This is a genomic window from Kitasatospora sp. HPM-01-4 (assembly GCF_051374625.1).
In the GTDB taxonomy this organism is placed as follows: domain Bacteria; phylum Actinomycetota; class Actinomycetes; order Streptomycetales; family Streptomycetaceae; genus Kitasatospora.
The window spans coordinates 8,732,621-8,755,681 of the sequence record NZ_JBPQGP010000005.1; the positions used below are offsets into that span (position 1 = coordinate 8,732,621).

Below are 23,061 nucleotides of genomic sequence, written 5' to 3' on the forward strand. Positions count from 1 at the left end.
AGGTCACGTGGCGTGCTCCAGACGGATCACGACCGACTTGGTGGCCGGGGTGTTGCTGACCTCGGCCGTGGAGTCGAGCGGCACCAGGACGTTGGCCTCCGGGTAGTACGCGGCCGCGCAGCCGCGCGGGGTGGGGTAGGCCACCGCGCGGAAGTTCCGCGCGCGCCGCTCGCCGTCCCGGTACACGCTGACCAGGTCGACCAGGTCGCCGTCGCGCAGGCCGTAGCCGCGCAGATCGTCGGCGTGCACGAAGACCACGCGTCGCCCGCCCCTGACACCGCGGTACCGGTCGTCCATGCCGTACACGGTGGTGTTGAACTGGCCGTGCGAGCGCACGGTCTGCAACAGCAGGTACCCCTCGGGCACTTCGGCCGCGGTGGGCGGATTGACGGTGAACCGGGCCCGCCCGGTCGCGGTGGCGAAGGTGCGGGAGTCGTGCGGACCGCGCGGCAGCATGAAGCCGCCGGGCTGCGCGGCCCGCTCCTCGAAGGCGTGGAAGCCGGGCACCACATGCTCGATGTGCCTGCGGATGACCGCGTAGTCCTCGCCCATCGCACGCCAGCCGAGGTCCTCGCCGAACAGCGCGTGCCCGAGCGCGGTGACGATCGCGATCTCGCTGCGCAGGTGCGGCGAGCCGGGCAGCAGGCGTCCCCGGGAGGCGTGCACCGTCGCCATGGTGTCCTCGACGGTGACGAACTGCTCGCCGGCGGCCCGGACATCGCGCTCGGTGCGGCCCAGGCAGGGCAGGATCAGCGCCTCCCGCCCGTGGCACAGGTGCGAGCGGTTCAGCTTGGTCGCGACATGAACGGTCAACGCGCAGTCGGCCAGTGCGGCCTCGGTGACCTCGGTGTCGGGGGTCGCCACCGCGAAGTTGCCGCCGAGGGCGAAGAAGACGTCGACCCTGCCGTCGCGCATCGCGCGGATCGAGTCCACGGTGTCCAGACCGTGCTCGCGCGGCGGGTCGAAGCCGAACTCCTCGCGCAGCCGGTCGAGGAACGCGTCGGGCATCTTCTCCCAGACGCCCATGGTGCGGTCGCCCTGGACGTTGCTGTGCCCGCGGATGGGCGCCGGTCCGGCGCCGGGCCGGCCGATGTTGCCGCGCAGCAGCAGGAAGTCGACGATCTCGCGGATGGTGGCGACGGCGTTGCGGTGCTGGGTCAGGCCCATCGCCCAGCAGACGATCACGCTCCCGGCCTTCTGCACCTCCGAGGCGCAGTCCCCGATCTGCCGCCGGGACAGGCCGCTGAGCCGCTCCAGCTCGGCCCAGTCGAGGGAGCGCCACGCCGCCGCGGCCTCCTCGAATCCGTCGCAGTAGCGCGCGATGAACTCGTGGTCCAGCACGCTTCTGGGCCGGGCGTCCTCGCGCTCCAGCAGGGTGCGGTTCAACCCGGCGAAGAAGGCGAGGTCGCCGTTGACCCGGACCGGCAGGTAGCGGTCGGCGATCGGGGTACCGGGCCCGGCCAGGCCGCGCGCCGTCTGCGGGTTGTGGAACCGCCCGAAGCCCGCCTCCGGCAGCGGGTTGACCGCCACGACGCGCGCGCCGCGCCGCTTGGCCTGTTCCAGGGCGGTGAGCATCCGGGGGTGGCAGGTACCGGGGTTCTGGCCCACGATGAAGATCAGTTCGGCGTGGTCGGTGATGTCCTCCAGCGTGACCGTGCCCTTGCCGACCCCGATGGTCTCGGAGAGCGCCGCGCCGCTGGACTCATGGCACATGTTGGAGCAGTCCGGCAGGTTGTTGGTGCCGAACCGGCGCGCCAGCAACTGGTAGACGAAGGCCGCCTCGTTGCTGGCCCGTCCGCTGGTGTAGAAGACCGCGCGGTCGGGATCGTCCAGGGACCTGAGCCGCTCCGCGACCAGCGCGATCGCCTCGTCCCAGGAGATCGGCGCGTAGTGCGTCGCCCCGGGGGCGAGGTGGACCGGCTCGGCGAGCCGACCCTGTGCCTCCAGCCAGTGGTGGTCCTGCTCGCGCAGCTCGGCGACGCCGTGCGCCGCGAAGAACGCGGCGTCGACGCGCCTGCGGGTGGCCTCCCAGGCGACGGCCTTGGCCCCGGTCTCACAGAACTCCGCGGTCTTGCGGTGCTCCGGTCCGGGATTGGCCCAGGCGCAGCTCGGGCAGGCGAACCCGTCGGTCTGGTTCACCTTCAGCAGCGTCCGCAGACTGCGTCCCGGCCCCATCTCGCCGAGCGCGTACCGCACCGACTCGGTGATCCCGGGCAGGCCGACGCTCGACTTCTTCGGCGGGCTCACCGTCAGATCGGGCCGCGGCTTTCCGCCGGGGTCCCGCCGCCCGGCTCCGGGGGGTTTCTCGGACATCCTCGCCTCCGACGGGCGTCGTCGCCTCCGCCGGCGGCCGAGGGAACCGCTCGGGCGACCGGCGGACAGCTCGCCGAGTTCTTGATCGATGCTACTCCGGCGAGCACCGCCCCGCTGGCCCCGCCCGCCTGCCGCGAGGACCGGGAAGGTCCGGCCCGGCGGGACCGTGCGACCCGACCTGAGAGGGAGGCACCCCCGACCAGAGAGGGAGGTCCGGGTGGCGCGGCGGCTGACACGGTGGGATCGGCCGGGAGAGCCCGGCCGGACCAGGGAGGGAAGCATGGGCAAGACGCAGAGGCGGATCCGGTCCAGGGCGGGCGCGGATGTCAGGCGGATCGGCCTTCGGGCCGCTGCCGCCGCACTGGTGAGCGCGACCGCCGTCGGCCTGGTCGCACCCGCCGCCTGCGCGGCGGCACCGCCGACCGCGGCGGGGCGGGCGGCAGAGAGGCACACCGATCCGGTCGCGCTGCGGGACGCGCTGCAGGACCTCGTGGACCAGGGCGGCGTGTCGGCGGCGATCGCAGCGGTCCGGCAGGACGGCGACACCGTGTGGCAGGGCGCGGCCGGCACCGCCGACCAGGCGACCGGGAGGCCGGCGCCCGTCGACGGACGCTTCCGGATCGGCAGCGTCACCAAGACCTTCGTCGCGACGGTGGTGCTCCAACTGGTCGCCGAGCGGCGGGTGGAGCTGGACGGACCGATCGAGCGCTACCTGCCCGGGGTGGTCCCGGACGGCGGCGCGATCACCCTCCGCCAGCTGCTCAACCACACCAGCGGCATCTTCGACTACACCGAGGACCCGAGCTTCGAGCGCCCGGACGAGGCCGCCGAGCGGCGCTGGCTCGCCGTCGACCGCTGGCGCACCTACCAGCCGAGGGAGCTGGTGGACATCGCGACCAGGCACGCCCCCTACTTCCGGCCGGGCCAGGGCTGGCACTACTCCAACACCGACTACATCCTGGCCGGAATGCTCATCGAGCGGACCACCGGCCGCAGTTGGGCCGAGGAGGTCGAGCGTCGGATCATCCGGCCGCTCGGCCTGCACGACACCTCGATGCCCGTCACCTCACCGTACGTCCCCGGACCGCACGCCCACGGCTACCTCAAGCTCTCCACCGGACCGGCCGACATCACCCTGCTCAACCCGTCGGGGGCCTCCTCGGCCGGCGCCGGGATCTCCTCCACCGCGGACCTCACCCGCTTCGACGCCGCACTGCTCGGCGGCAGACTGCTGCCCCCGGCCGAACTGGCCGAGATGAAGCGCGCGGTCGACACCGGGGCGGGATTCGGCTACGGCCTCGGCCTGATGGAGTTCACCACCGGTTGCGGAGAATTCTGGGGCCACACCGGCGGCATCAGGGGTTACGCCACCTATCTGCTCGGCGATGCCGGAGCCCACCGGCAGGTGGCCGTATCGGCGAACCCCTACGACGTCACGGACCCGGCACGGACCAGCAGGCTGGCCCACCGGCTGGTCGAGCTGGCCGCCTGCGGCACCGACGGATTGCCGCCGGCGCCCGCGGCACCCGCGGCCGTCGGTCCGGCGACCGTGCCACGCCTGCCCTGACGCCCGACGATCGCGGCCGCCGGAACCCTCCAGGCGGCCGCGGTCCGGCCGGATCGGTGGCCTCGACCCCGGGCCGGGCGTCCGTCAGACTCGTTGACAGACCAGGCCGGAAAGGAGCCGCATGAACGACCAACTGCCGCAAGCCCGCTGGACGCACGTCGCCCTGCCGGTCGGCGATCTCGACCGGGCGATCGACTTCTACACCGCACTGACGCCGCTGGTGGTGGTGGGCCGGTTCGCGGACGACGCGGGCCAGAGCGCCTGGCTCTCCAACCCCGGCCAGTACGAGACACCGTTCGTGCTGGTGCTCGTGGCGTTCAGCCGGGACAGCGGCAGGCAGCTCGGCCTGCTGACCCCCTTCGCCCATCTGGGCATCGAGGTACCCAGCCGGAGCGAGGTCGACCGGATCGCCGAGCTGGCCAGGGAACTCGGCTGTCTGCACTGGGAGCCGCAGGACGTGTCCGAGTGGGTCGGCTACGTCTGCGCCCTGCGGGACCCGGACGGGAACGTGGTCGAGATCTCGCACAACCAGAAGGTGTTCGAGACGGTGCGCAGGCTCTGGGCACCGGCCGAGGGGCCGGGCGCCTCTGGCAGACTGGCGGAATGATCATCAGAGCTGCCCGGGAGCAGGACTTCGCGGGCTTCCTCGGCCTGGCCGCCGAGGTGGAGCACTGGTTCGGCCCGATGGTCGAAGAGCCCGGTTTCCACCGTGCCCTGCACAAGCACATCGGCCGGGCCACGGCCCTGGTCGCCGCCTCCCACGGGCAGGGGCTCCTCGGCGGGCTGCTGTTCGGCGGGCAGGCCCCGGTACACCGCATCCACTGGCTGGTCGTCGCGGAGCGGGCGCGCGGGCAGGGTGTCGGGCACGCGCTGGTGGCGGAGGCGATGCGCCGCTTCGGGCCGGGTCCCGGGACCGTCGAGGTGGTCACCTTCGGGGCGGACCACCCGGGGGCGGTCGCCGGCGGTGCGCGCGTCTTCTACGAACGGCTCGGCTTCGTCCCCGCCGAGTCCGCCGAACCGGGGCCGGAGGGCGGCTCACGGCAGGTCTACCGTCTGGCCGTCGGCTGGGACTGATCGGCTGGTGGAGCCGCCCGCCCGACGGTGGTCAGGACCGTTTCAGTGCGATCAGGGCCGCGTCGTCCCGCAGCCGTCCGCCGACGTGGTCGAGCAGGTCGCGCTGGAGGTGCTGGAGCAGGCCGGCCGGCTCGGCCGAGGTCCAGGCGGTGAGCCGGTCGGCGAGGGGGTAGAAGGCGCGGGAGCGGTTGCGGGCCTCGGTGACGCCGTCGGTGTACAGCAGGATGGTGTCGCCGGGTTCGAAGGCGAAGGTTTCCACCGGGTAGCGGATGTCCGGGAGTTCGCACATGCCCAGCGGCGGTGCCGGCTCCCGGGTGTGGAGGGAGTGGACCCGGCCGTCGTGCAGCAGCAGCGGCGCCGGATGGCCGCAGGTCGTCGTCCTGACCACGGGGGAGGCGTCGGGGATGTCGATCAGCAGGGCGGTCGCGAAGCGCTCGCCGTGCTCCCCGTGCCCCGCGTCGGCCAGTACCTCCTCCGCCAGGTGGCGGCAGAAGCTCTGCTCCAGCGCGGAGGCGAGTGCGGGCAAATCCCGGTAGTGGTGGGCCAGTTCGCGGAAGGCGCCGAGCAGGTGGGCGGAGTCGCCGATGGCGGCCAGTCCCTTGCCCCGGACGTCTCCGATGATCAGCCGCGTGCCGTGGGCGACCCGGGTGGCGGCGTAGAGGTCACCGCCGACCTGGGCCTCGTCCTCGGCCGCCAGGTACCGCGCGGCGACCAGGAGCGGGCCCAGCTGCTCCGGGATCGGCCGCAGCAGGACCTCCTGGACCGCGTCGGACACCGACCGCACATGCGTCAGTTCCCGTCCGTGGCGCTCCCGCACCCGGCAGTAGAAGACGATCACGGCTGAGACCACCATCAGCGCCGCGACCTGGGCCTCGTGGTTGGTGGTGCCCAGACCCCCGTGGAACACCCCGATGAGCACCTGGGCCGCCACCGCCGCGGACCCGATCAGGGCGGTGAGACGGGAGCCGGCGAACGAGGCCGTGATCGCGGGTGCGACCACGAGCAGCGGCCCGAGGTGGACGTAGGGCGGGGAGGCGATGTCGATGGCGGAGATCAGCACGATGAAGGCGAGCGGGATCAGCACCAGCAGTCCGGTCGCGCCCGGCCGGCGGGTCCCCGTGCGAGGCTCCCGTACTTTCACGCCTCCACCCTGCACCTTGCCCGGCCGTACCACCTTTCGACCACGGCCCATCCGATCAGGTGTTCGATATGTGGCGTACGCTGGTCACGTGAGTGTGCACCTTCAGGCATCGCTGTTCGACTCCGCCGAGGCCGCGCCGCTCCGGCTGCGGGAGCTGGCCGCGCTGCGCCGTACCGAGCTGTCCCACGGCGCCTGGATCGATCTGCTGCCGGGCTGGCTGACCGGTTCGGACGCGTTGTTCGAACACCTGGCGGCCGGTGTCCCATGGCGGGCCGAGCGGCGGAAGATGTACGACAACGTGGTCGGCGTGCCCCGGCTGCTGGCGTACTACCGCGAGGGGGAGCCGCTGCCGCACCCCGTCCTCGCCGAGGCCCGCGACGCGCTCAGTGCCCATTACGCCGAGGAGCTCGGTGAGCCCTTCACGACCGCCGGGCTCTGCTTCTACCGGGACGGGCGGGACAGCGTCGCCTGGCACGGCGACCGCCTCGGGCGCGGCCGCACCGAGGACACCATGGTCGCCATCCTCTCGGTCGGCGATCCCCGGCCGCTGGTGCTCCGCCCCCGCCACGGCGACGCGCCCCACCGGCGCCTCCCGCTGGGCCACGGCGACCTGGTGGTCATGGGCGGCAGCTGCCAGCGCACCTGGGAGCACGCCATCCCCAAGACCGCCCGCGCCGCGGGCCCGCGCATCAGCATCCAGTTCCGCCCGAACGGCGTCGGCTGACCCGCGCGATCGGCTCCCGTCCCTGAAACCCACCGGGGACCGGCGGCCGCCGGCCCGACGCGGTGGCGTCAGGCGCCCTGGTCCGCGAAGCCGGTCCGCCAGCTGCTCCGCTCGGGGCGCCAACCACGCGAGCGGGCCAGGCCGTTGAGCGCGCCACGGGCCCAGTCCAGCCGTCCCTGGGTGGCGTCGGGAGCGGGCACACCGAGGGCCTGCGCCAGCACCGGGAGCCAGTCCCCGGCCTGCGCGGGTTCGTCGTCGACGATGTTGACCGGCCCGGCCGGCCAGTCCAGGGCGGCCACCGCCGCCCTGGCCGCGTCCGCGACATGGACGAAGGAACTCACCGAACCGTCCGCCTCGGTGCTGCCCAGGAACCGCGCGGACCGGTCACCGGCCAGGGCCGCACCGACGGCACCGCCGGGCGCGTACCAGGTGCCCGGACCGTAGAGGATGCCGTAGCGCAGCACCACCGCGGTGTCCGCCTCGGCGGCCGTCTCCTCCAGCGCGCGGACGGCGGCCACCATCCCGGCCCGCGGCTGCTCCGCGCTGTCGTCGAGCGGCACCGACTCGTCGGCGGGTCCGTCACCGGGGGCGTACGCCCAGCAGATGGACTGGGCGACGACCCTCGACACTCCGGCGGCCCTGGCCGCGTCCACCAGGTTGCGGGTGCCCTCGCGGCGCAGGCGCCCGTTGGCGGCACCGTCAGCGCCCGTCAGATCGGTCAGCTGGTGGATCACCGCCTCCGGAGCCGCCTCCGCCACCGCGCGCCGCAGCCCCTCGGTGTCGAACACGTCGACCCGGACCGCCGCCGCACCCTGGTGCCTGATCCGGTCGGTCCCGGCAGCGGAGCGGGAGCCGCCGGTGACCTCGTGTCCGGCCGCCAGCAGCATGGGGACGAGGAGGCGGCCGACGGCACCGGTGGCGCCCGCTACGAAGACACGCATGGAGAGTTCCGTTCCACTGCTCGGTTCGAGGGCCCGGATACGTTCTCCGGGCCCCGACGTCCGCCGTCCGGCGGAGTGGACTCAGGCTAGACCCGGGCCTCGCCCTCCAGCTGGGCCAATCGCACCGCGGTCGGCTGGGCCATTCTTCCGCGGTCCGGACGGTTCGACTGGGGGCGGCGATGACGGGCGGGGGGTAGGCCGATCCGGGTGAAGGTGAGGCCGACGGCGACCAGCAGGGGCACGGTCAACAGGATCATCACGGTCATGGCATCCTCCCGGGAGACGTGAAGGGCATGTCGTCGGATGCCGTCTGCCCGGCCGGTGGCGGGCCGATTCCTTGGATCACCCGATCGGGTGGCTCCGCACACGTGGGCGTTCCCGGAGACCGGTCAACTACCGCAGCGCCTCGGCACGTTCGGGATCCACCCCGGACGAGCCGGCCGACGGCGGCAGCGACCGGCTGCTCGATTCCCTGTTCACCCGAGGAGGACGCCCGCGCAGGACCCGGCGACATCACCGCCCGGCTCATCGAGCACCGCCGGGCCGGCGCCGACCACATCGCCTCGCGGGTGGTCACCGCCGGACCCGGCACCTTCGCCCGCCGGACCCGGCACCTTCGCCCGCCAGGTCGGGCGCGAGCCGGTCGCCGTCCCGCGCCGAGCGCGCGGTCAGTCGCTCCAGCGCAGCACCGCGCCGACCCCGCCCGCCGGCCCGCCGACCTCGGCGGGGACGAGGAGCGCCTCGGCACCGGCGGCCGCCGCGGCCCGCAGCAGGGCGTCGTCGACCCGGGCCGGCTGCGGTCGCGAGACGCCGAGGGCGTGGGCGTCGGTGCGTCGGCGGGCGAGCTGGTCGGGCTCGGGCCCGACCCACACCTCGCGGCCGGGGTCGCCCGCGGACTCGTCTAGCAGCAGGGTGGCCACCTGGTGACGGCGGGCGGCGTCCAGGACGGCCGGGATGCCTTCGGCCGCCGGGCCGGGGCCGGTGTCCGGTCCGGCTGCGCCGTGTTCGCCCGGGCGGCCGCGCCCGGCGTGGAACTGGTCCAGGGCGCCGTCCAGCCGTTCCCGTTGGTGCTCGGCCTGGACCTCGGCGATCCGACGGTCGAGCGCCTCGGAGGAGGTCCCGGCGGTCCGGGCACCAGCGTCGATCTCGACGCTGTGCGGCCGCAGCCAGTCGGGCAGCCGGCTGTGCACGGCCCGGCGCTCGCGGGCGTCCCCGGCCAGCACCAGCAGCCGGGCACCGCTGTCCGGCCAGCGCTGGGCGAGTTCATCGGCGATCACCTGGGCGGTCTGGTCCCAGGTGTCCTGGACCCGCTGCTCGTAGTGCCATCCGTAGCGGTCGGCCGGAACCGACCGGTGGCCGCGGTCCTGCCACTGCTCGCCCTCCACACTGCCGAGCCCGACGCGCGATCGCGCCTGGCCGTCCACCCGTCCGTCGCGCAGCTCCAGATCCGCACCGGTGCGGTCGATCAGGGCGACCAGGCAGGCGGTGGCCTCACCGCGCAGGGCGAGCAGCGGGGCCAGATGCGGCACGGCGGACCAGGTGGCCTCCGGCATGGCCGGGGCGGCGTCCAGCGGAACGTCCAGCACCACCGAGCCGGCGGTGGCGAACAGGGCTCGCCCGGCCGGGGTTCCGGAGACGGGCCCGGCGGCCAGCGCGTCGTGCACCGCGGTCCGGGTGGGCTCGTCGGCGCCCTGGTCGGCGAGCTGCCTGGCGACCGCGCGGCGGCGCAGTTCCTGCTGCTTCACCGCGTCCTCGGTCGCCCGGGAGGTGTCCAGGTAGACGGAGGCCCAGGGGCGGGAACGCTCCGGCAGGGGACCGGCGAGCAGCGGGCTGAGAAAGGCGAGTTCCATGATCTCCTCCAATGCCCAGGGGTGCGGCGGCGGGGCGGTCACCCGGTTCCGGGCCGCCCTCGCCGGTTCCGGCCGTCGCCGTGCGGTCGGGCGGTCGGTCCCGGGGGAGCTGTCTGGGGGCTGGTCGGGCCGGTGGACTGGAGGCCGGTGACGGGAGAGCGGGAAGCGGCCCGACGGGTACCGGCCGGGCATCGGCGGATCATCGCCGCCGGGGCCGGAGCCGGACCGCGGGACACTCCGCTCCGCGGTACCGGCCGCCGTCGGAGCCGCGCGGTACTGATCCGCGCGGAGCCGGCGGCCGCCGCGGCCGGGGGAGCGGTACGCGGACGGCCCGCGCACAGCACGACCGTCGGGCGGCCTCGGACCGACGACGTCCGGTGGACGTCCTGGGCAGGGCGTACTACCGACGGTACGACGGGAGCACGGCGACGGCACTGTGCGGGGCGCGGGACCGGTACCCGACGGGTCCGGCGGCGCCCCGCAGGGGTTGGGTAGAGGCGGCTGGCACGACCGGCGGTGGACCGGCAGCTCCGCACACGGGAACGCACACGCACGGATGGCACGGCGCGCGCCGGTGGGGCACTTCCGCGCGCAGGGCGCACGCGGGTGGTGCGGCGCCGGAGCTCCTCCGCCGCTGCGGGGACCACCGTGACGGGTGATGATGTGAGCTGCGCCCACCGGTCTGCCGCCACGGCTGCGAGGCGGTCAGGAGCAGGAGTTGATGATCATGGCGAAGCAAGCCGACATCGGCGTGTCGGGACTGGCGGTGATGGGCCGCAACCTGGCCCGCAACTTCGCGCGCCACGGGCACACCGTGGCCCTGCACAACCGCACCGCGGCCCGGACGAAGGCCTTGATGGACGGGTTCGGAAGCGAGGGGGACTTCGTGCCCGCCGAGTCGCCGGAGGAGTTCGTGGCGTCGTTGAAACGGCCGCGGCGGCTGATGGTGATGGTCAAGGCGGGTCGGCCCACGGACGAGGTCATCGACGAGTTCGCACCGCTGCTGGAGCCGGGCGACATGATCGTGGACGGTGGCAACGCGCACTTCCTGGACACCAGGCGCCGCGAGGCCGCCCTGCGGGAACGCGGGCTGCACTTCGTCGGCACCGGTGTGTCCGGCGGCGAGGAGGGTGCGCTCAACGGTCCGAGCATCATGCCGGGCGGCTCCGTCGAGGCGTACGAGTCGCTCGGCCCGCTGCTGGAGGACATCTCCGCGAAGGTCGACGGGCAGCCGTGCTGTACCCACATCGGCCCCGACGGCGCCGGCCACTTCGTGAAGATGGTGCACAACGGCATCGAGTACGCGGACATGCAGCTCATCGCCGAGGCCTACGACCTGCTGCGGCGGGCCCTGCAGCTGAAGCCGGCCGACATCGCGGAGGTCTTCCGCACCTGGAACCGGGGACGGCTGGAGTCGTACCTCATCGAGATCACGGCCGAGGTGCTCGGACACACCGACGCCGCCACCGGCAAGCCGTTCGTCGACGTGGTGCTGGACCAGGCGGAGCAGAAGGGAACGGGGCGCTGGACCGTGCAGACCGCGCTGGACCTCGGCGTTCCGGTGAGCGGGATCGCCGAGGCGGTCTTCACCCGTTCGCTGTCCGGCCACGCCGACCTCCGCGGCGCCGCGCAGGGGCTTCCGGGTCCGGCCGGAGGCGGCCTGCGCGGGGCGGCGGCCGACGGCTTCGCGGACGCCGTGGAGCAGGCCCTGTACGCGTCGAAGATCGTCGCCTACGCGCAGGGGATCCATCAGATCCAGGCGGGCAGCGAGGAGTACGGCTGGAACATCGACCCGGGTGCCGTGGCGGCGATCTGGCGCGGCGGCTGCATCATCCGGGCCCGCTTCCTCAACCGGATCACCGAGACCTACGGCGGCGGGGACCAGCCGGCGACGCTGCTGACGGCCCCGTACTTCCGGCAGGCCCTGGAGGGCGCACAGGACGCCTGGCGGCGGGTGGTGTCCTCGGCGGCCGAACTGGGCGTGCCCGCCCCCGGGTTCTCGGCGGCGCTGGCCTACTACGACGCCCTGCGCTCGCCCAGGCTCCCGGCCGCGCTCATCCAGGCCCAGCGTGACTTCTTCGGAGCACACACCTACCGCCGCACCGACCGGGACGGGGCTTTCCACACCCTCTGGAGCGGCGACCGCAGCGAGCGGCCCGCATGAGCCGAGCACGATCCGGCGCGGTCGGCCCCGGCGGTCTAGGGTGAGAGAAGGATGTCTCTCACCCGGCTGGGCCTGGTGGTCCACCAAGGCCGCTCCGCTGCTGTCGCGGGGGCGCGTACCGCCCACGCGTGGTGTGCCGCGCACGGTGTCGCCTGCACCGAGATCGACGTGTGGCAGGACGGCCGACCGCGGCGCAGCGGCCAGGAGGAGGCGACGGCCGCGGGCCACCCGGAGCTGATCGTCACGTTCGGCGGCGACGGTACGTTCCTGCGCGGTGCGCGGATCGCCGCCAAGGACGGTGCCGCGGTCCTGGGCGTGAACGTGGGCCGGGTCGGCTTCCTCACCGAGATCACCCCCGACCAGGTCGAGGACGCGCTCGACGCCTTCGACCAGGGCCGGGCGGCGTGCGAGGAACGCATGGTGCTCACCATGCGGGCGTCACGGCCGCTGGAGATACCCAGCGGGCTGGAGGCGGTGCTGTGCTACGGGCGCGGCCCCGCGCTGCCCGCTCCGACCGTGCGCCCCGGCAGTGCGGAGGAGGTGGGCTGGGGGGTCGGGCTGGACGTCACCGCCGTGAACGACGTGGTCTTCGAGAAGCTCGCGCGGGACCGGCAGGTCGGCGTCGCCGTGTACCTGGCCGGACAACTGCTCGCCACGTACTCGGCCGACGCGCTGATCGTGGCCACTCCGACCGGCTCCACCGCCTACAGTTTCGCGGCCGGGGGACCGGTGCTCTCCCCGGCCGCGGACGCGCTGGTCTTCACCCCCGTGGCCCCGCACATGGCGTTCGACCGCACGGTGATAGCCGCGGCCGACGAGCCCGTCGCGGTGCGGGTGCTGGAGCACTCCGGCCGGGTGGGCGTCAGCGTCGACGGGCAGCTGCGCGGGGTACTGGATCCGGGCGACTGGGTCGCGTCCTACCGGGCTCCGTACCGCCTGCGCCTGGTGCGGCTGGCACCCACCGGGTTCTACCGGCGCCTGCGGGACCGGTTCCAGTTGGCCGACGCTCCCGCGACCGCCGTCGACCACGCTCCGCCCTTCTACCGCCCCAACGTCCCCAGGCCCGCTGAGCTGGCACATCTGCGCATCGGCCCCCTGCCGCCCGCGGAGTGAGCGCCCCGCGACGGTCTTCGTCGCGGGGAGCGGGTGGAAGGGGCGCCGGCGAGGCGCTCTCGCCGTGGTGCCGCCGGGCCTTGGGCGCGCCCGAGGTCGCGGGATGTCCGGTGGGACGGGTGAGTGGTGCATCACACAGTGTGTCGACTGATCGAATCCGTGTCCGAAGGGAATGAACTTCCCGGGGCGCCACCGTGCTCGGCTCCGGCAGCGAGGCCGGAGAGGAGGGTGGCGCGCGCCGATCGGATCAGCTGGAACTGGAGTTCACCATGGTCACCGCGCCGCCCGAAACCCTGCTGTGCGGCCGGGAGCGAGAGCTGTCGTGTGTTCGCGATCTTCTTGAGTACGGCCGACGCGGCGGGACCGCGCTGCTGACCGTCGAAGGAGTGCCGGGATCGGGCAAGACCCGTCTGCTGCGGGAGACCGTGGTCCTGGCGAAACAGCTCGGCTTCCGGGTCGGGGACGAGGCCGCCGTGGACTGCGGGGTGCGGCGCTCCCGGTACCGCTGCGGCTCGGCGGCCCGCCCGGGCGACCACTGCCGGCACACCGCGAGTGTCCACCCCACCCTCGTGGTGGTCGACGAGGCCGACGGCCTTCCCGGCCGGCCGGCCGGGGCGGGGGCGGCCGAGTGGCGCGGCCCCCGGAGCCATGCCGTCTGGGTGGCGGCCCGGCGCAGTTCCACCGGTCCCGACCCGTTCCGCGGCCTGCGGTCCGACCCGACCAGGCGCGGTGAGCGCCTGGTGCTCGGTTCGCTGTCGTCCGCCGCTTCGCTTCGGCTGGCCGCCGAGCACCTGGGAGGTCCGCTCTCGCTCCAGCTGGCCGAGCTGGTCGAACAGGCGGCCGGCAATCCGGGGCTGATCGTGGAACTGCTGACCGGGCTGCAGGAGGAGCGGGGCCTGGGGACCGTCCACGGCCGGACCGAGCTGCTGACGGACCGGCTGCCAGAGCGGCTGCACGGCAGAGTGCGCGCCACGCTCGGTCAGCACTCCCGGGAGTGCCGCCAACTTCTGTCCGTGGCATCCCTGTTGGGCAGCGAGGTGGTGTACGAGGAGCTGGCGCCGATACTGAGCACCTATCCTGCCGCGCTCTTACTGTTACTGGAGGAAGCCTGCGCCACCGGGGCGATGCGCCATGACGGCGGCCGGGTCGTCTTCGCCGGCGAACTGGTGAGGCGGGTCATCGCCGAATCGGTTCCGGCGACCCTGCGGCAGGCCCTGCTCCGGGAGGCCGACGCCCTGCGGTCGCCGCGGCAGCCGGCCGAAGCGGATCCGCCGCCCCGGGCCACGGCCCCCACCCCGCTCAGTGCACAGCAGCACACGCTGATCCAGCTGGTGAGCGAGGGCCTGACCAACCGGCAGATCGCCCGCCGTCTCGACCTCTCCCCGCACACCGTCAACTACCACCTGCGGAAGCTGTTCCGGGGCTTCGGGGTGAACTCGCGGATCGATCTGCTGCGGGCGGCGGCCCGCCACGGCACACCGGTGGGGGCGGGCAGCAGGGAGCCGTGAACCGCCCGGTCCCGCTGAGGCCCACCCGAGGGTCGGCCTCAGCGGAACGCACCGGGCTAGCCGAAGGTGAGGGACTCCTCCAGCATGCGGGTCAGCTCGTCCTCGGGGAGCGAGCGGAAGTGCCCGTCGCGGACGGCCACCGGGCCAGGGCCCTCCGACTGCTCGAGCTCGCTGGTCGCCCGGGTGGCCGCGACCATGGCGCGGGTCCGCTCCCGCCGCTCGTCCTCGTAGCGGCGCAGCGCCTGCGGCAGGTCGGAGGCCGAGGCGAGGTTGCGGGCCAGGACGACCGCGTCCTCGACGGCCATGCCCGAGCCCTGGCCGAGACTGGTCAGCATGGGGTGTGCGGCGTCGCCGAGCAGCGTCACCGGGCCTCGGCCCCAGTGCTCCAGGAAGGCGCGGTCACGGGAGGGCACCGCGATGATCGCCTCCTGGGGAGTGCTGCGGACGGCCAGTTCGACCTCCTCGGGCCAGTCGGCGAAGGCGCGCTCGACGTCCGCCTTGCCACCGCGCCAGTCACGGGCCTCCTCGACGGGCATGTTCATGGTGCCCCACCAGTACACCTGGCCGCCGCCGACGTCCACCAGGCCGAAGCGCCGTCCGCTGCCCCAGTAGTGGGTGACCGACCCCGGGGTGAAGCGCGGGTGCTCGAACGGGATGACGCCGAGCCAGCAGATGTAGCCGCTTTCCCGGGCCTCCTCCGGTCCGGCCAGCTGCCGGCGCACCACCGAGTTGAAGCCGTCGGCGCCGATCAGCACATCGCCGTGGGCCTCCCGACCGTCCTCGAAGCGGACCCGGACCCCGCCCGAGTCCTCGTCGATCTCGAACTCCCGCGCAGCGGCGCCGAGTACCAGCGGGATCCCGGCGACCTGCTCCAGCAGCGCCTGCTGGAGTGCCGGGCGGGTGATCAGCACGCTCGGGGCGCCGATCCGGCTGATGACCTTGGCGAAGGGGAACTCCCTGATCAGCTCGCCGCGGTCGGTCCTGACGTGGTACGAGGTCAGGGGCCGGCCGTAGCGCTCCAGGCCGAAGTCGAGACCGATCGAGCGGAGCGCGGCGGTGGCGTTGCTCATGACGGAGAGCCCCGAACCGGCGGCCCGCAGCTCCGTCGCCCGCTCGTAGACCTCGACGTCCATGCCGACACTGCGCAGCGTCGCGGCGGTGGTGAGCCCGCCGATTCCGGCGCCGATCACCAGCGCCTTCCGGGGCCGGTCCGACCGCACTCCACTGTCCGTCACTTCCGCTTCCTTCCTTGCGATGTCCGTCATGTCACTGTCCGATCCGGTCGGCCACGACCTCGGCCACATGGGCCACGTACGGTTCCTCCATGATGCTGAGATGATCGCCGGGTACGTCGATCACGGTCAGCTCGCCGCTGGTCCACTCGCGCCAGCCGTTCGACGGGTCCTGGTGCATGCTGCCGACCGCGGTGTGCATCGAGTCCAGGACCTCGGGCAGCGGCTCCAGGGCGTGGATCAGCGTCATGTCCTGCTCCACGACATCGGGCCGGTAGGCGTACGCGGCCCGCCAGTTGGCCTCGTAGACCCGGAACAGCCGGCGGACCACCGCGGCCGAACTGCCCGACGGCAGTACGCCCTCGGCGATGGCGAGCTGCGCGATGAAATCGAACTTCTCGTCCAGGGCGGTGAGTTCGGCCGGGATGGCCTCCAGCGGCGAGTCTCCGCCGCGCTGCAGCCAGAGCAGCTCCCAGAAGAACCAGCCCAGCAGGGCGTCGTCGTCGGTGTATCCGCGCCGCATCCGGTTCAGCGCGGTGGTGTCCAGCAGCACCAGCTGCTCGACCTCCTCGCCGGCGGCCTGGAGCTGGCGGGCCATCTCGAAGGCCACGAAGCCGCCGAAGGACCAACCGCCGATGACGTACGGTCCACTCGGCTGCGTCCGCCGCAGCGCGGAGATGTACTCGGCCGCCAACTCCTCGACGCTGCCCAGCGGTTCGGTGCCCGGATCGGCGCCGGCCGCCTGCAGGGCGTAGAAGGGACGACCCTCCGGCAGATACCTGGCGAAGCGCACGTAGCACAGGACGTTGCCGCCCATCGGGTGGACGAAGAACACCGGCCGGCCCGCACCGCCCGGCCGGATGGGCACCAGCGGATCGAAGGCGGTCTGAGCCCCGCCGGAGCGCAGCCGACCGGCGAGCTCCGCGACCGTGGGCGCGGCGATGAACTCGGAGAGCGGGATGCTGATCCCGTACCGCTGCTCGATCAGCACGACCAGGCGCATCGCGGTGAGCGAGGTCCCGCCCAGCTCGAAGAGGTTCTCGTGCACACCGACCGAGGGCCGCTGGAGCAGATCGCCGATGATCGTCGCCAGGGTGCGCTCGTAGGTGTCCCGGGGAGCGGTGTCGTCGGCGGAGGCGGCCACCGTCAGCGGTATCCGGCGCAGCGCCGCGTCGTCCCGCTTGCCGCTGGGGGTCAGCGGCAGGGCGGTGAGCCACTCGAAGTGGGTGGGCACCAGGTACCCGGGCAGCACCGACCGCAGCTGCTTGCCCAGCTGGACCAGGTCGGCCCGCTCGGGATCGCCGACCAGGAAGGCGGCGAGGAAGGAGTCGTTGCCCTCGCGCTGCCGGGCGACCACCGCCACCTCGGACAGCCCCGGATGATCGGCGGCGAACCGGGTGATCGCCACCTCCACCTCGGCGGGCTCGACCCGGAAGCCGCGCACCTTGACCTGCGAGTCGGCACGGCCGACGCAGACCACCGCGCCGCCGGGCAGGGTGAAGCCGAGGTCCCCGGTGCGGTAGAGGCGTTCCCCGGCCGGTCCCGCCGGGTCCTGGACGAAGCGTTCGGCGGTCAACTCGGGCTGGCCGAAGTAGCCCTGGGCCAGGCAGGCGCCGCCCAGGTAGAGCTCGCCGGTCACCCCGGGCGGTACCGGCCGCATCCGGGCGTCGAGGACCAGCACCCGGGCGCCGGTGATCGCCGTGCCGATCGGCGGCAGCGCGGGGAAGTCCGCCGGGTCACCCGACATGGTGTGGCTGGCGACGACGTGCGACTCGGTCGGCCCGTACTGGTTCTCCAGGATCGCGCCCGGCAGGGCGGCGCAGAGCCGGCGGATCTCCTCGGTGACCCGCAGCTGCTCGCCGGAGGAGATCAGCACCCGGAGCGCCCCGGGCACGATGCCGAGCGCGGCGGAGGCCTCGGCGAGCTGCTGGAGCGCCACATAGGGGAGGAAGAGCCGTTCGACGCCCTCCCGGTCCAACAGCCGCAGCAGGGTGGGCAGATCGCGGCGCTGCTCCTCGGTGAGCAGCCGGAGCGTGCCGCCGCCGCAGAGCGTCGAGAAGATCTCCTGGAAGGAGACGTCGAAGCTCAGCGGAGCGTACTGCACGGTGGTCCCGCCGACGGCGCCGCTGGGGATGCCGTTCTGCCAGGCGACCAGGTTGGCGAGGGAGCGGTGCGGCATCGCCACGCCCTTGGGGCGGCCGGTGGAGCCGGAGGTGAAGAGCAGGTACGCGGTGCTCTCGGGGTCGATCCGCGGCGGCACCACGGCCTCGGACTCCGGCTCGGTTCCGGGATCCGCCGGGGCGAGCAGCTCCTCGGCGGTGAGCACGGGCGTCCCGTCGGTGACCAGGCGGGCCTGGCGGCCGTGGGCGACGACCCGGAACGGCCGGGCCTGCTCCAGCATCGCGGCGATCCGCTCCTCGGGATAGCCGGTGTCCAGCGGGAGCGCCGCGGCTCCTGCCATAAGGACGCCCAGGATCACGGCGACGGTCTCGGGAGAGCGTTCCATGGCGATGCCCACCCGGTCGCCGGGCCTGGCGCCGAGCGCGATCAGCCGCCTGGCCACCAGTTCGGCGGTTCGGCCGAGTTCCGCGTAGGTCCACCGCTGTCCGTCGGCGACCAGGGCGACGGCCTGCGGGGTGTGGGCGATCCGCTCCCGGACGGCGTGGACGACGTCCGGTGCCGGGACCTCGGTCCGCGACGGTGTGGTGAGGCCGGATCCGGTCGCGGTCGCCCCCGCGGGAGTGCCGGCCTCCTCGGCGAGGAAGCCGAAGTCGGCCTGCTCGTCCGGGTGGTGGACCATCCGCCGCAGGACGTCGACGAGGACACGGGAGTGCAGCTCGGCCTGGTCCGGGGTGAAGGTGCGGCCCTCGTAGTCGATCCGCAGCCGGATCAGTCCGTCGGTGGGATCGGTGACGGCGTTCACCAGGAGCCGGAGGTTGGTCTCCTCCCAGGTGCGGAAGTCGAGCAGGGCCACACCCGGAAGCCCGAACACCTCGGCCAGCTGGCGGAAGTGGACGTAGTTGAAGGCCGTCTCCAGGACGGTGCCGCCGAGGTCCTCCTGGATCGCGCTGAGCGGGTAGCGCCGGTGCGGGTGGCTCTCCTGCTCCTGCCGGAAGGTCTCGCGGACGATCTCCGTCCAGTCGGCACCGGTGCGGTCCAGACGGATCGGCACGGTGTTGAGGAAGAGGCCCGCGATGCGCTCGGCCTCGGCCTGTTCGGGCCGGCCGTGGGTGATCAGACCGGTGGTGACGTCGGCGGAGCCGGAGAACAGCCGCAGGGTCAGCAGGTGGGCCGCGAACAGCACGGACTTCACCGGCAGCGTCCGCTCCCGGGCGAAATCCCGGACGGCCCCGGTGAGTTCCGCGCCCAGCTCGACATTGCGCATGATCAGGTCATCGCTGCCCGCGGGCTGGTGCGGCCGGAAGGCGCTGAGCTGCGGCAGCTGGACACCGGCGAAACGCCCGGTCCAGTACGCCCGGGCCTCGGCCGACTCCAGCGCCTGCCGCTCGGCGAGCACATGCCGGGCCGGTGAGGGCAGTGCGCGGTCCGCGACCGCCTCGATCTCCAGGCCCAGGCTGTGCAGGTAGTCCTGGAGCAGCTCGCTGATCAGGTTGGCGACGCTGCCGCCGTCCAGGATCGCGTGGTGGAAGCTGAGCACCAGCTCGACGGTCTCGGGCCGCAGGTGAACGCGGAGGCGGTAGAGCGGCGCCCGCTCGAACTCGTACTGGTGGTACCGGCGTTCGTCCACATGGCGGCGGATCTCGGCGTCGGCCGACGAGGCGTCGAGCTCGCGCAGGTCCGTGATCTCCAGGGCGCCGGCGACCTCGGCGTCCACGATCTGCAGCGGCTCCGAGAAGCTGCCCAGATCGAAGGAGGAGCGCAGTGCGGGGTGGCGGGCGACCAGCCGGTCGAAGGCGAGGCGGAACCGCTCGCCGTCCCAGGGCAGGCTGAGGCTGTACTGGAAGACGTCGTGGTAGACGGCGGAGTCCTGCTGGGCCCGGCTGTGGTAGAGCAGGCCGAGCTGGAGACGGGAGACCGGGTAGGCGTCCTGCCTGCCCTCCAGTCGGGCCCGGTCCACGCTGGAGACCAGCGCGAAGGGCTCGGTGGCCGGTTCCTCGGCGGCGGCCTGTCCGGTGGTGGTGTGCGGTGTGAGCTCCGCCACGGTCGGATACCGCATCAGGTCGCTCAGCGAGAAGTCGAGCCCGCGCCTGACGGCCGCCGCCCGGACGCGCAGCATCAGGATGGAGTCGCCGCCGAGCGCGAAGTAGTTGTCGTGGATGCCGACCTGCGGCACTTCCAGCACCTCGGCCCAGGCGGCGGCGAGGGCGGCCTCGGCGCCGTTCCGAGGGGCGGCCTGGGCCGACGGCCCGGCGACGGCCTGCGGGTCCGGCAGCGCCCGGCGGTCGGCCTTGCCGTTCGGGGTGAGCGGGACGCGGTCGATCCGCACGAAGTACGCGGGGATCATGAACTCCGGCAGGGCCTTGGAGAGCCGGTCCCGCAGCAGGGCGGTGTCGAGCTCCTCCTCCGCGACGTAGTACCCCACCAGGTGGGTGCCCCGGGCTTCGGAGTTCCGGTCCACCACGACGGCGTCACGCACCCCGTCGACCGAGGCCAGGGCGTTCTGCACCTCGCCGAGCTCGACCCGGTTGCCACGGATCTTGACCTGCCCGTCGATCCGGCCCAGGTACTCCAGGTTCCCGTCCGCCAGCCGGCGGGCGAGGTCGCCCGTGCGGTACATCCGGGCGCCGGGCAGGTGCGGGGCGTCGACGAACTTCTCCGCGGTCAGCTCGGGGCGGTCCAGATAGCCGCGGGCGACCCCGACGCCGGTGATGCACAGCTCGCCGGGCACACCGACGGGCTGCGGGTTGCCGTGTGTGTCCAGCACATGGAGGCCGGTGTTGTCGATCGGCCGGCCGATCGGTACCCGGTCCACCCCCTCCGCCGGGCAGTCGTAGTACGAGACGTCGACGGTGGCCTCGGTCGGCCCGTAGAGGTTGACCAGCTGCGGAGCGGGCCGGCCCGTCGCACCGAAGACGCGGTTGAACTGGGCCACCCGCGCGGCCGGGAGCGCCTCACCGCTGCAGAAGACGCGGCGCAGCGAGGCGGCCTGATCCACCAGTCCGGGCTCCTCCTCCAGCAGGTCGAGGAACGGGCCGAGCATCGAGGGGACGAAGTGCATGACCGTCACCCGCTGCTCGGCGATCGTGCGCAGGATGGTCCGGGGATCCCGCTCGCCGCCCACCGGCAGCAGCGCCAGGCTCGCGCCCTCGATCGCCCACCAGAACAGCTCCCACACCGAGACGTCGAAGGAGATCGGGGTCTTCTGCAGCAGTACGTCGCCCTCGCCGACGGGGTACCGCCGCTGCATCCAGGCCAGCCGGTTCACCACCGAATGGTGTTCGACCATCACGCCCTTGGGTCGGCCGGTCGAACCCGAGGTGTAGATCACGTAGGACAGGTTGTGCGAGTCGGCGGCGGGCTCCAGCGGCTCGCCGGGGCCGTCCAGCAGTTCGTCCACGCGCAGCACGCGTACCGAGTCGTCGACCTCGGGAACCGGCGAGTCCGCGCCGGTCAGCACCACCCGGGCACCGCAGTCCTGGAGCAGGAACCGGATCCGCTCGGCCGGGTACCCCGGGTCCACCGGCACGTACGCGCCACCCGACTTGAGCACGCCGAGCAGGGCGAGGACGGTCTGCGGTGAGCGCCGCATCAGCACCGCGACCCGGTCGTCGGGGCGGACGCCCTCGGCGCGCAGCGCGCGGGCCACCTGGTTGGCGCCGGCGTCGAGTTCGGCGTAGCCGAGGGCGGGGTGGGAGCCGGTGGCGGCCACCGCGATCCGGTCCGGAGTGCGGGCGGCCTGCTCCTCGATGAGGCTGTGCAGCGTCCGGTCGGCCGGGTACGCGACGTCCGGGCCCTGGCGGTGGGCGAGGAGGTCCAGCTGCTCGGCCTCGCTCAGCACGGGCAGCGTGACGGCGGGGCGCTCGGGCTCCTCGACACCGTTCCTGATCAGGGCCAGGAGGTGTGCGGCAGCCGCCTCGATCGGGAAGTCCCGGTCGAAGACGTCGCGGGCGTAGTCGAGGTCGATCCGCAGCCGGGAGTCGTCCTCCATGGCGTGGATCACCACGGAGAGGGCGTGCTGCCGGTGCACCGGAGCCACCCGGTCGCTGGTGAGCTCGATCCCCGGCGCCGGCTCGGTGCGGGCGTAGCGCAGGTAGGAGAGAGTGACGTCGAACAGCCTGCGGTCACCGGTCGGACCGCCGGGCAGATCGCGCAGGATGTCGCCCAGGGGGAGCCGCTCGTGCTCGCGCAGCGCGTCGGTCGAGGCCCGTATCCCGGCGGCCAGCTGCCGCAGGGTCGCGTCCGCCGGCACCGCCACGCGCAGCGGCAGGTTGTTGGCGAAGTGGCCGACGGTGGCCAGCTCCTGGGGCGTGCGCCGGTTGAGGAAGGGTACGCCGAGCACCAACTCGTCGGCGCGGTGGATCCGCGAGAGATAGGTCGCGAAGGCGGCCGCGACGAAGGCGAAGGGGGAACTCCCGCCCTTGCGGATCCGCGCGACCAGCTCTTCGTCCACGGTGAAGCTGTGGCGGGCGCTGCGCTGCCCGCCCTCGGGCAGCCTGTGGAGGTTGCGGTTGAACAGGGCGGGCGTCACACCCTCCAGCCGCTCCCGGTGGAACACGCGGGCCTGCTCGTACTCGGCCGAACCGCGGTAGGCGGCCTCGGAGTCGAGCAGCTCGAGGTAGCGGGGCGCGGTGTTCCCGGCATCGGCGGCGGTCGGGCCGTCCTCGGCGGTGACGGCCCGCGCGTACTCGGCCCAGAGCTCGCCGAGCACCTTGTCCAACGCCCAGCCGTCCAGCAGGATGTGATGGCCCTTGAGGTGGAGGTGGACGACGCTCGGGCTCTCGCGCAGCAGGGTCGCCCTGAACAGAGGGCTGCGGCGCAGTGGCACCGGACGGGTGAAGGAACGTCCCATCCAGGCCGCGCAGGCGGCCCGTGGATCATCCTCGCCGCTGAGGTCGAGGTAGTCGATCCAGGAGGAGGCGGTCTCGGGGGTCGTCTCCTCCACCCACTGCAAGGGTAATCCGTCCCGCTCGTCGAAGCGCAGCGAGAACACCTCATGGCGGCACAGGACCCGGACGAGGCACTCCCGCAGGGAATCCAGGGCTATCGGGCCGTCAAGTCGGTCCTGAACGATGACGTTGAACTGGTGGTCATCCGGAGCACTCAGTTCGGCGGCCCAGATATCACGCTGATAAGCAGTCAGGGGGAATTCCCGACGAGCTGCCACTGGCCATCCCTTTCGTATGCGAGCGGCGAATCGGTCTACGAACTCTCGTTCGGGACACTAGCCAGGCAAATTGGCGCTCACCACTACTCGTACGAGTAGGCCGGTGCTACTCACCGGCGGGAGGCGGCTCGTTGGACCGGTCCGTACCG

The 23,061-nt window shown here is 73.2% G+C and carries 14 protein-coding genes; 7 read left to right on the plus strand and 7 right to left on the minus strand.

All coding sequences use genetic code 11. From position 1 onward, the window contains the following. Positions 1–3: 3 nt before the first annotated feature. Positions 4–2,313 (minus strand): FdhF/YdeP family oxidoreductase, encoded by a 2,310-nt coding sequence (locus tag ACSMTC_RS37610; RefSeq protein WP_436564245.1) that lies wholly within the window; start codon positions 2,311–2,313, stop codon positions 4–6. Between the two features lie 280 nt (positions 2,314–2,593). On the opposite strand from ACSMTC_RS37610, the gene ACSMTC_RS37615 reads away from it, so the two are divergent. From ACSMTC_RS37615 to ACSMTC_RS37625, 3 genes are all read left to right on the plus strand, one after another. Continuing rightward, a complete protein-coding gene (locus ACSMTC_RS37615) occupies positions 2,594–3,880 on the plus strand; it encodes a serine hydrolase domain-containing protein (protein ID WP_436564246.1) in 1,287 nt (428 codons plus the stop codon). Positions 3,881–4,001: 121 nt separating this feature from the next. Further along, a complete protein-coding gene (locus ACSMTC_RS37620) occupies positions 4,002–4,487 on the plus strand; it encodes a VOC family protein (RefSeq protein WP_436564247.1) in 486 nt (161 codons plus the stop codon). Beyond that, positions 4,484–4,954, plus strand: coding sequence for a GNAT family N-acetyltransferase (locus tag ACSMTC_RS37625; protein ID WP_436564248.1), 471 nt, complete (start codon positions 4,484–4,486; stop codon positions 4,952–4,954). The genes ACSMTC_RS37620 and ACSMTC_RS37625 overlap by 4 nt, the downstream gene beginning before the upstream one ends. Before the next feature lie 31 nt (positions 4,955–4,985). Here the strand turns inward: ACSMTC_RS37625 and ACSMTC_RS37630 are convergent, their stop codons facing one another. Then, positions 4,986–6,095: a PP2C family protein-serine/threonine phosphatase gene (locus tag ACSMTC_RS37630; RefSeq protein ID WP_436564249.1), complete on the minus strand. Its 1,110-nt coding sequence runs from the start codon at positions 6,093–6,095 to the stop codon at positions 4,986–4,988. 88 nt (positions 6,096–6,183) lie between these two features. Here ACSMTC_RS37630 and ACSMTC_RS37635 point away from each other — a divergent pair, with 88 nt between their 5' ends. Beyond that, positions 6,184–6,819 (plus strand): alpha-ketoglutarate-dependent dioxygenase AlkB, encoded by a 636-nt coding sequence (locus tag ACSMTC_RS37635; RefSeq protein WP_436564250.1) that lies wholly within the window; start codon positions 6,184–6,186, stop codon positions 6,817–6,819. Between the two features lie 68 nt (positions 6,820–6,887). Here the strand turns inward: ACSMTC_RS37635 and ACSMTC_RS37640 are convergent, their stop codons facing one another. From ACSMTC_RS37640 to ACSMTC_RS37650, 3 genes are all read right to left on the minus strand, one after another. Beyond that, positions 6,888–7,760 carry an NAD-dependent epimerase/dehydratase family protein gene (locus tag ACSMTC_RS37640; protein ID WP_436564251.1) on the minus strand — a complete coding sequence of 291 codons (873 nt, stop codon included), beginning with the start codon at positions 7,758–7,760 and terminating at the stop codon, positions 6,888–6,890. Between the two features lie 86 nt (positions 7,761–7,846). Continuing rightward, positions 7,847–8,026 carry a hypothetical protein gene (locus tag ACSMTC_RS37645; RefSeq protein ID WP_436564252.1) on the minus strand — a complete coding sequence of 60 codons (180 nt, stop codon included), beginning with the start codon at positions 8,024–8,026 and terminating at the stop codon, positions 7,847–7,849. 402 nt (positions 8,027–8,428) lie between these two features. Next, positions 8,429–9,610, minus strand: coding sequence for a baeRF2 domain-containing protein (locus ACSMTC_RS37650; protein ID WP_436564253.1), 1,182 nt, complete (start codon positions 9,608–9,610; stop codon positions 8,429–8,431). A gap of 727 nt (positions 9,611–10,337) precedes the next feature. Between ACSMTC_RS37650 and gndA the strand changes: the two genes are divergently transcribed. From gndA to ACSMTC_RS37665, 3 genes are all read left to right on the plus strand, one after another. Next, positions 10,338–11,774, plus strand: a complete 1,437-nt coding sequence (gndA, locus tag ACSMTC_RS37655) for an NADP-dependent phosphogluconate dehydrogenase (RefSeq protein WP_436564254.1) — start codon at positions 10,338–10,340, stop codon at positions 11,772–11,774. 51 nt (positions 11,775–11,825) lie between these two features. After that, complete coding sequence (locus tag ACSMTC_RS37660; RefSeq protein ID WP_436564255.1) at positions 11,826–12,887, plus strand: NAD(+)/NADH kinase; 1,062 nt, start codon at positions 11,826–11,828, stop codon at positions 12,885–12,887. A 194-nt stretch (positions 12,888–13,081) separates the two neighbouring features. Then, positions 13,082–14,395, plus strand: coding sequence for a helix-turn-helix transcriptional regulator (locus ACSMTC_RS37665; protein WP_436564256.1), 1,314 nt, complete (start codon positions 13,082–13,084; stop codon positions 14,393–14,395). Between the two features lie 56 nt (positions 14,396–14,451). Here ACSMTC_RS37665 and ACSMTC_RS37670 read toward each other — a convergent pair whose 3' ends face one another. Both ACSMTC_RS37670 and ACSMTC_RS37675 read right to left on the minus strand, forming a co-directional pair. After that, positions 14,452–15,630 (minus strand): FAD-dependent monooxygenase, encoded by a 1,179-nt coding sequence (locus ACSMTC_RS37670; protein WP_436564257.1) that lies wholly within the window; start codon positions 15,628–15,630, stop codon positions 14,452–14,454. A 31-nt stretch (positions 15,631–15,661) separates the two neighbouring features. After that, positions 15,662–22,912, minus strand: coding sequence for an amino acid adenylation domain-containing protein (locus ACSMTC_RS37675; RefSeq protein WP_436564258.1), 7,251 nt, complete (start codon positions 22,910–22,912; stop codon positions 15,662–15,664). Positions 22,913–23,061 lie beyond the last annotated feature (149 nt).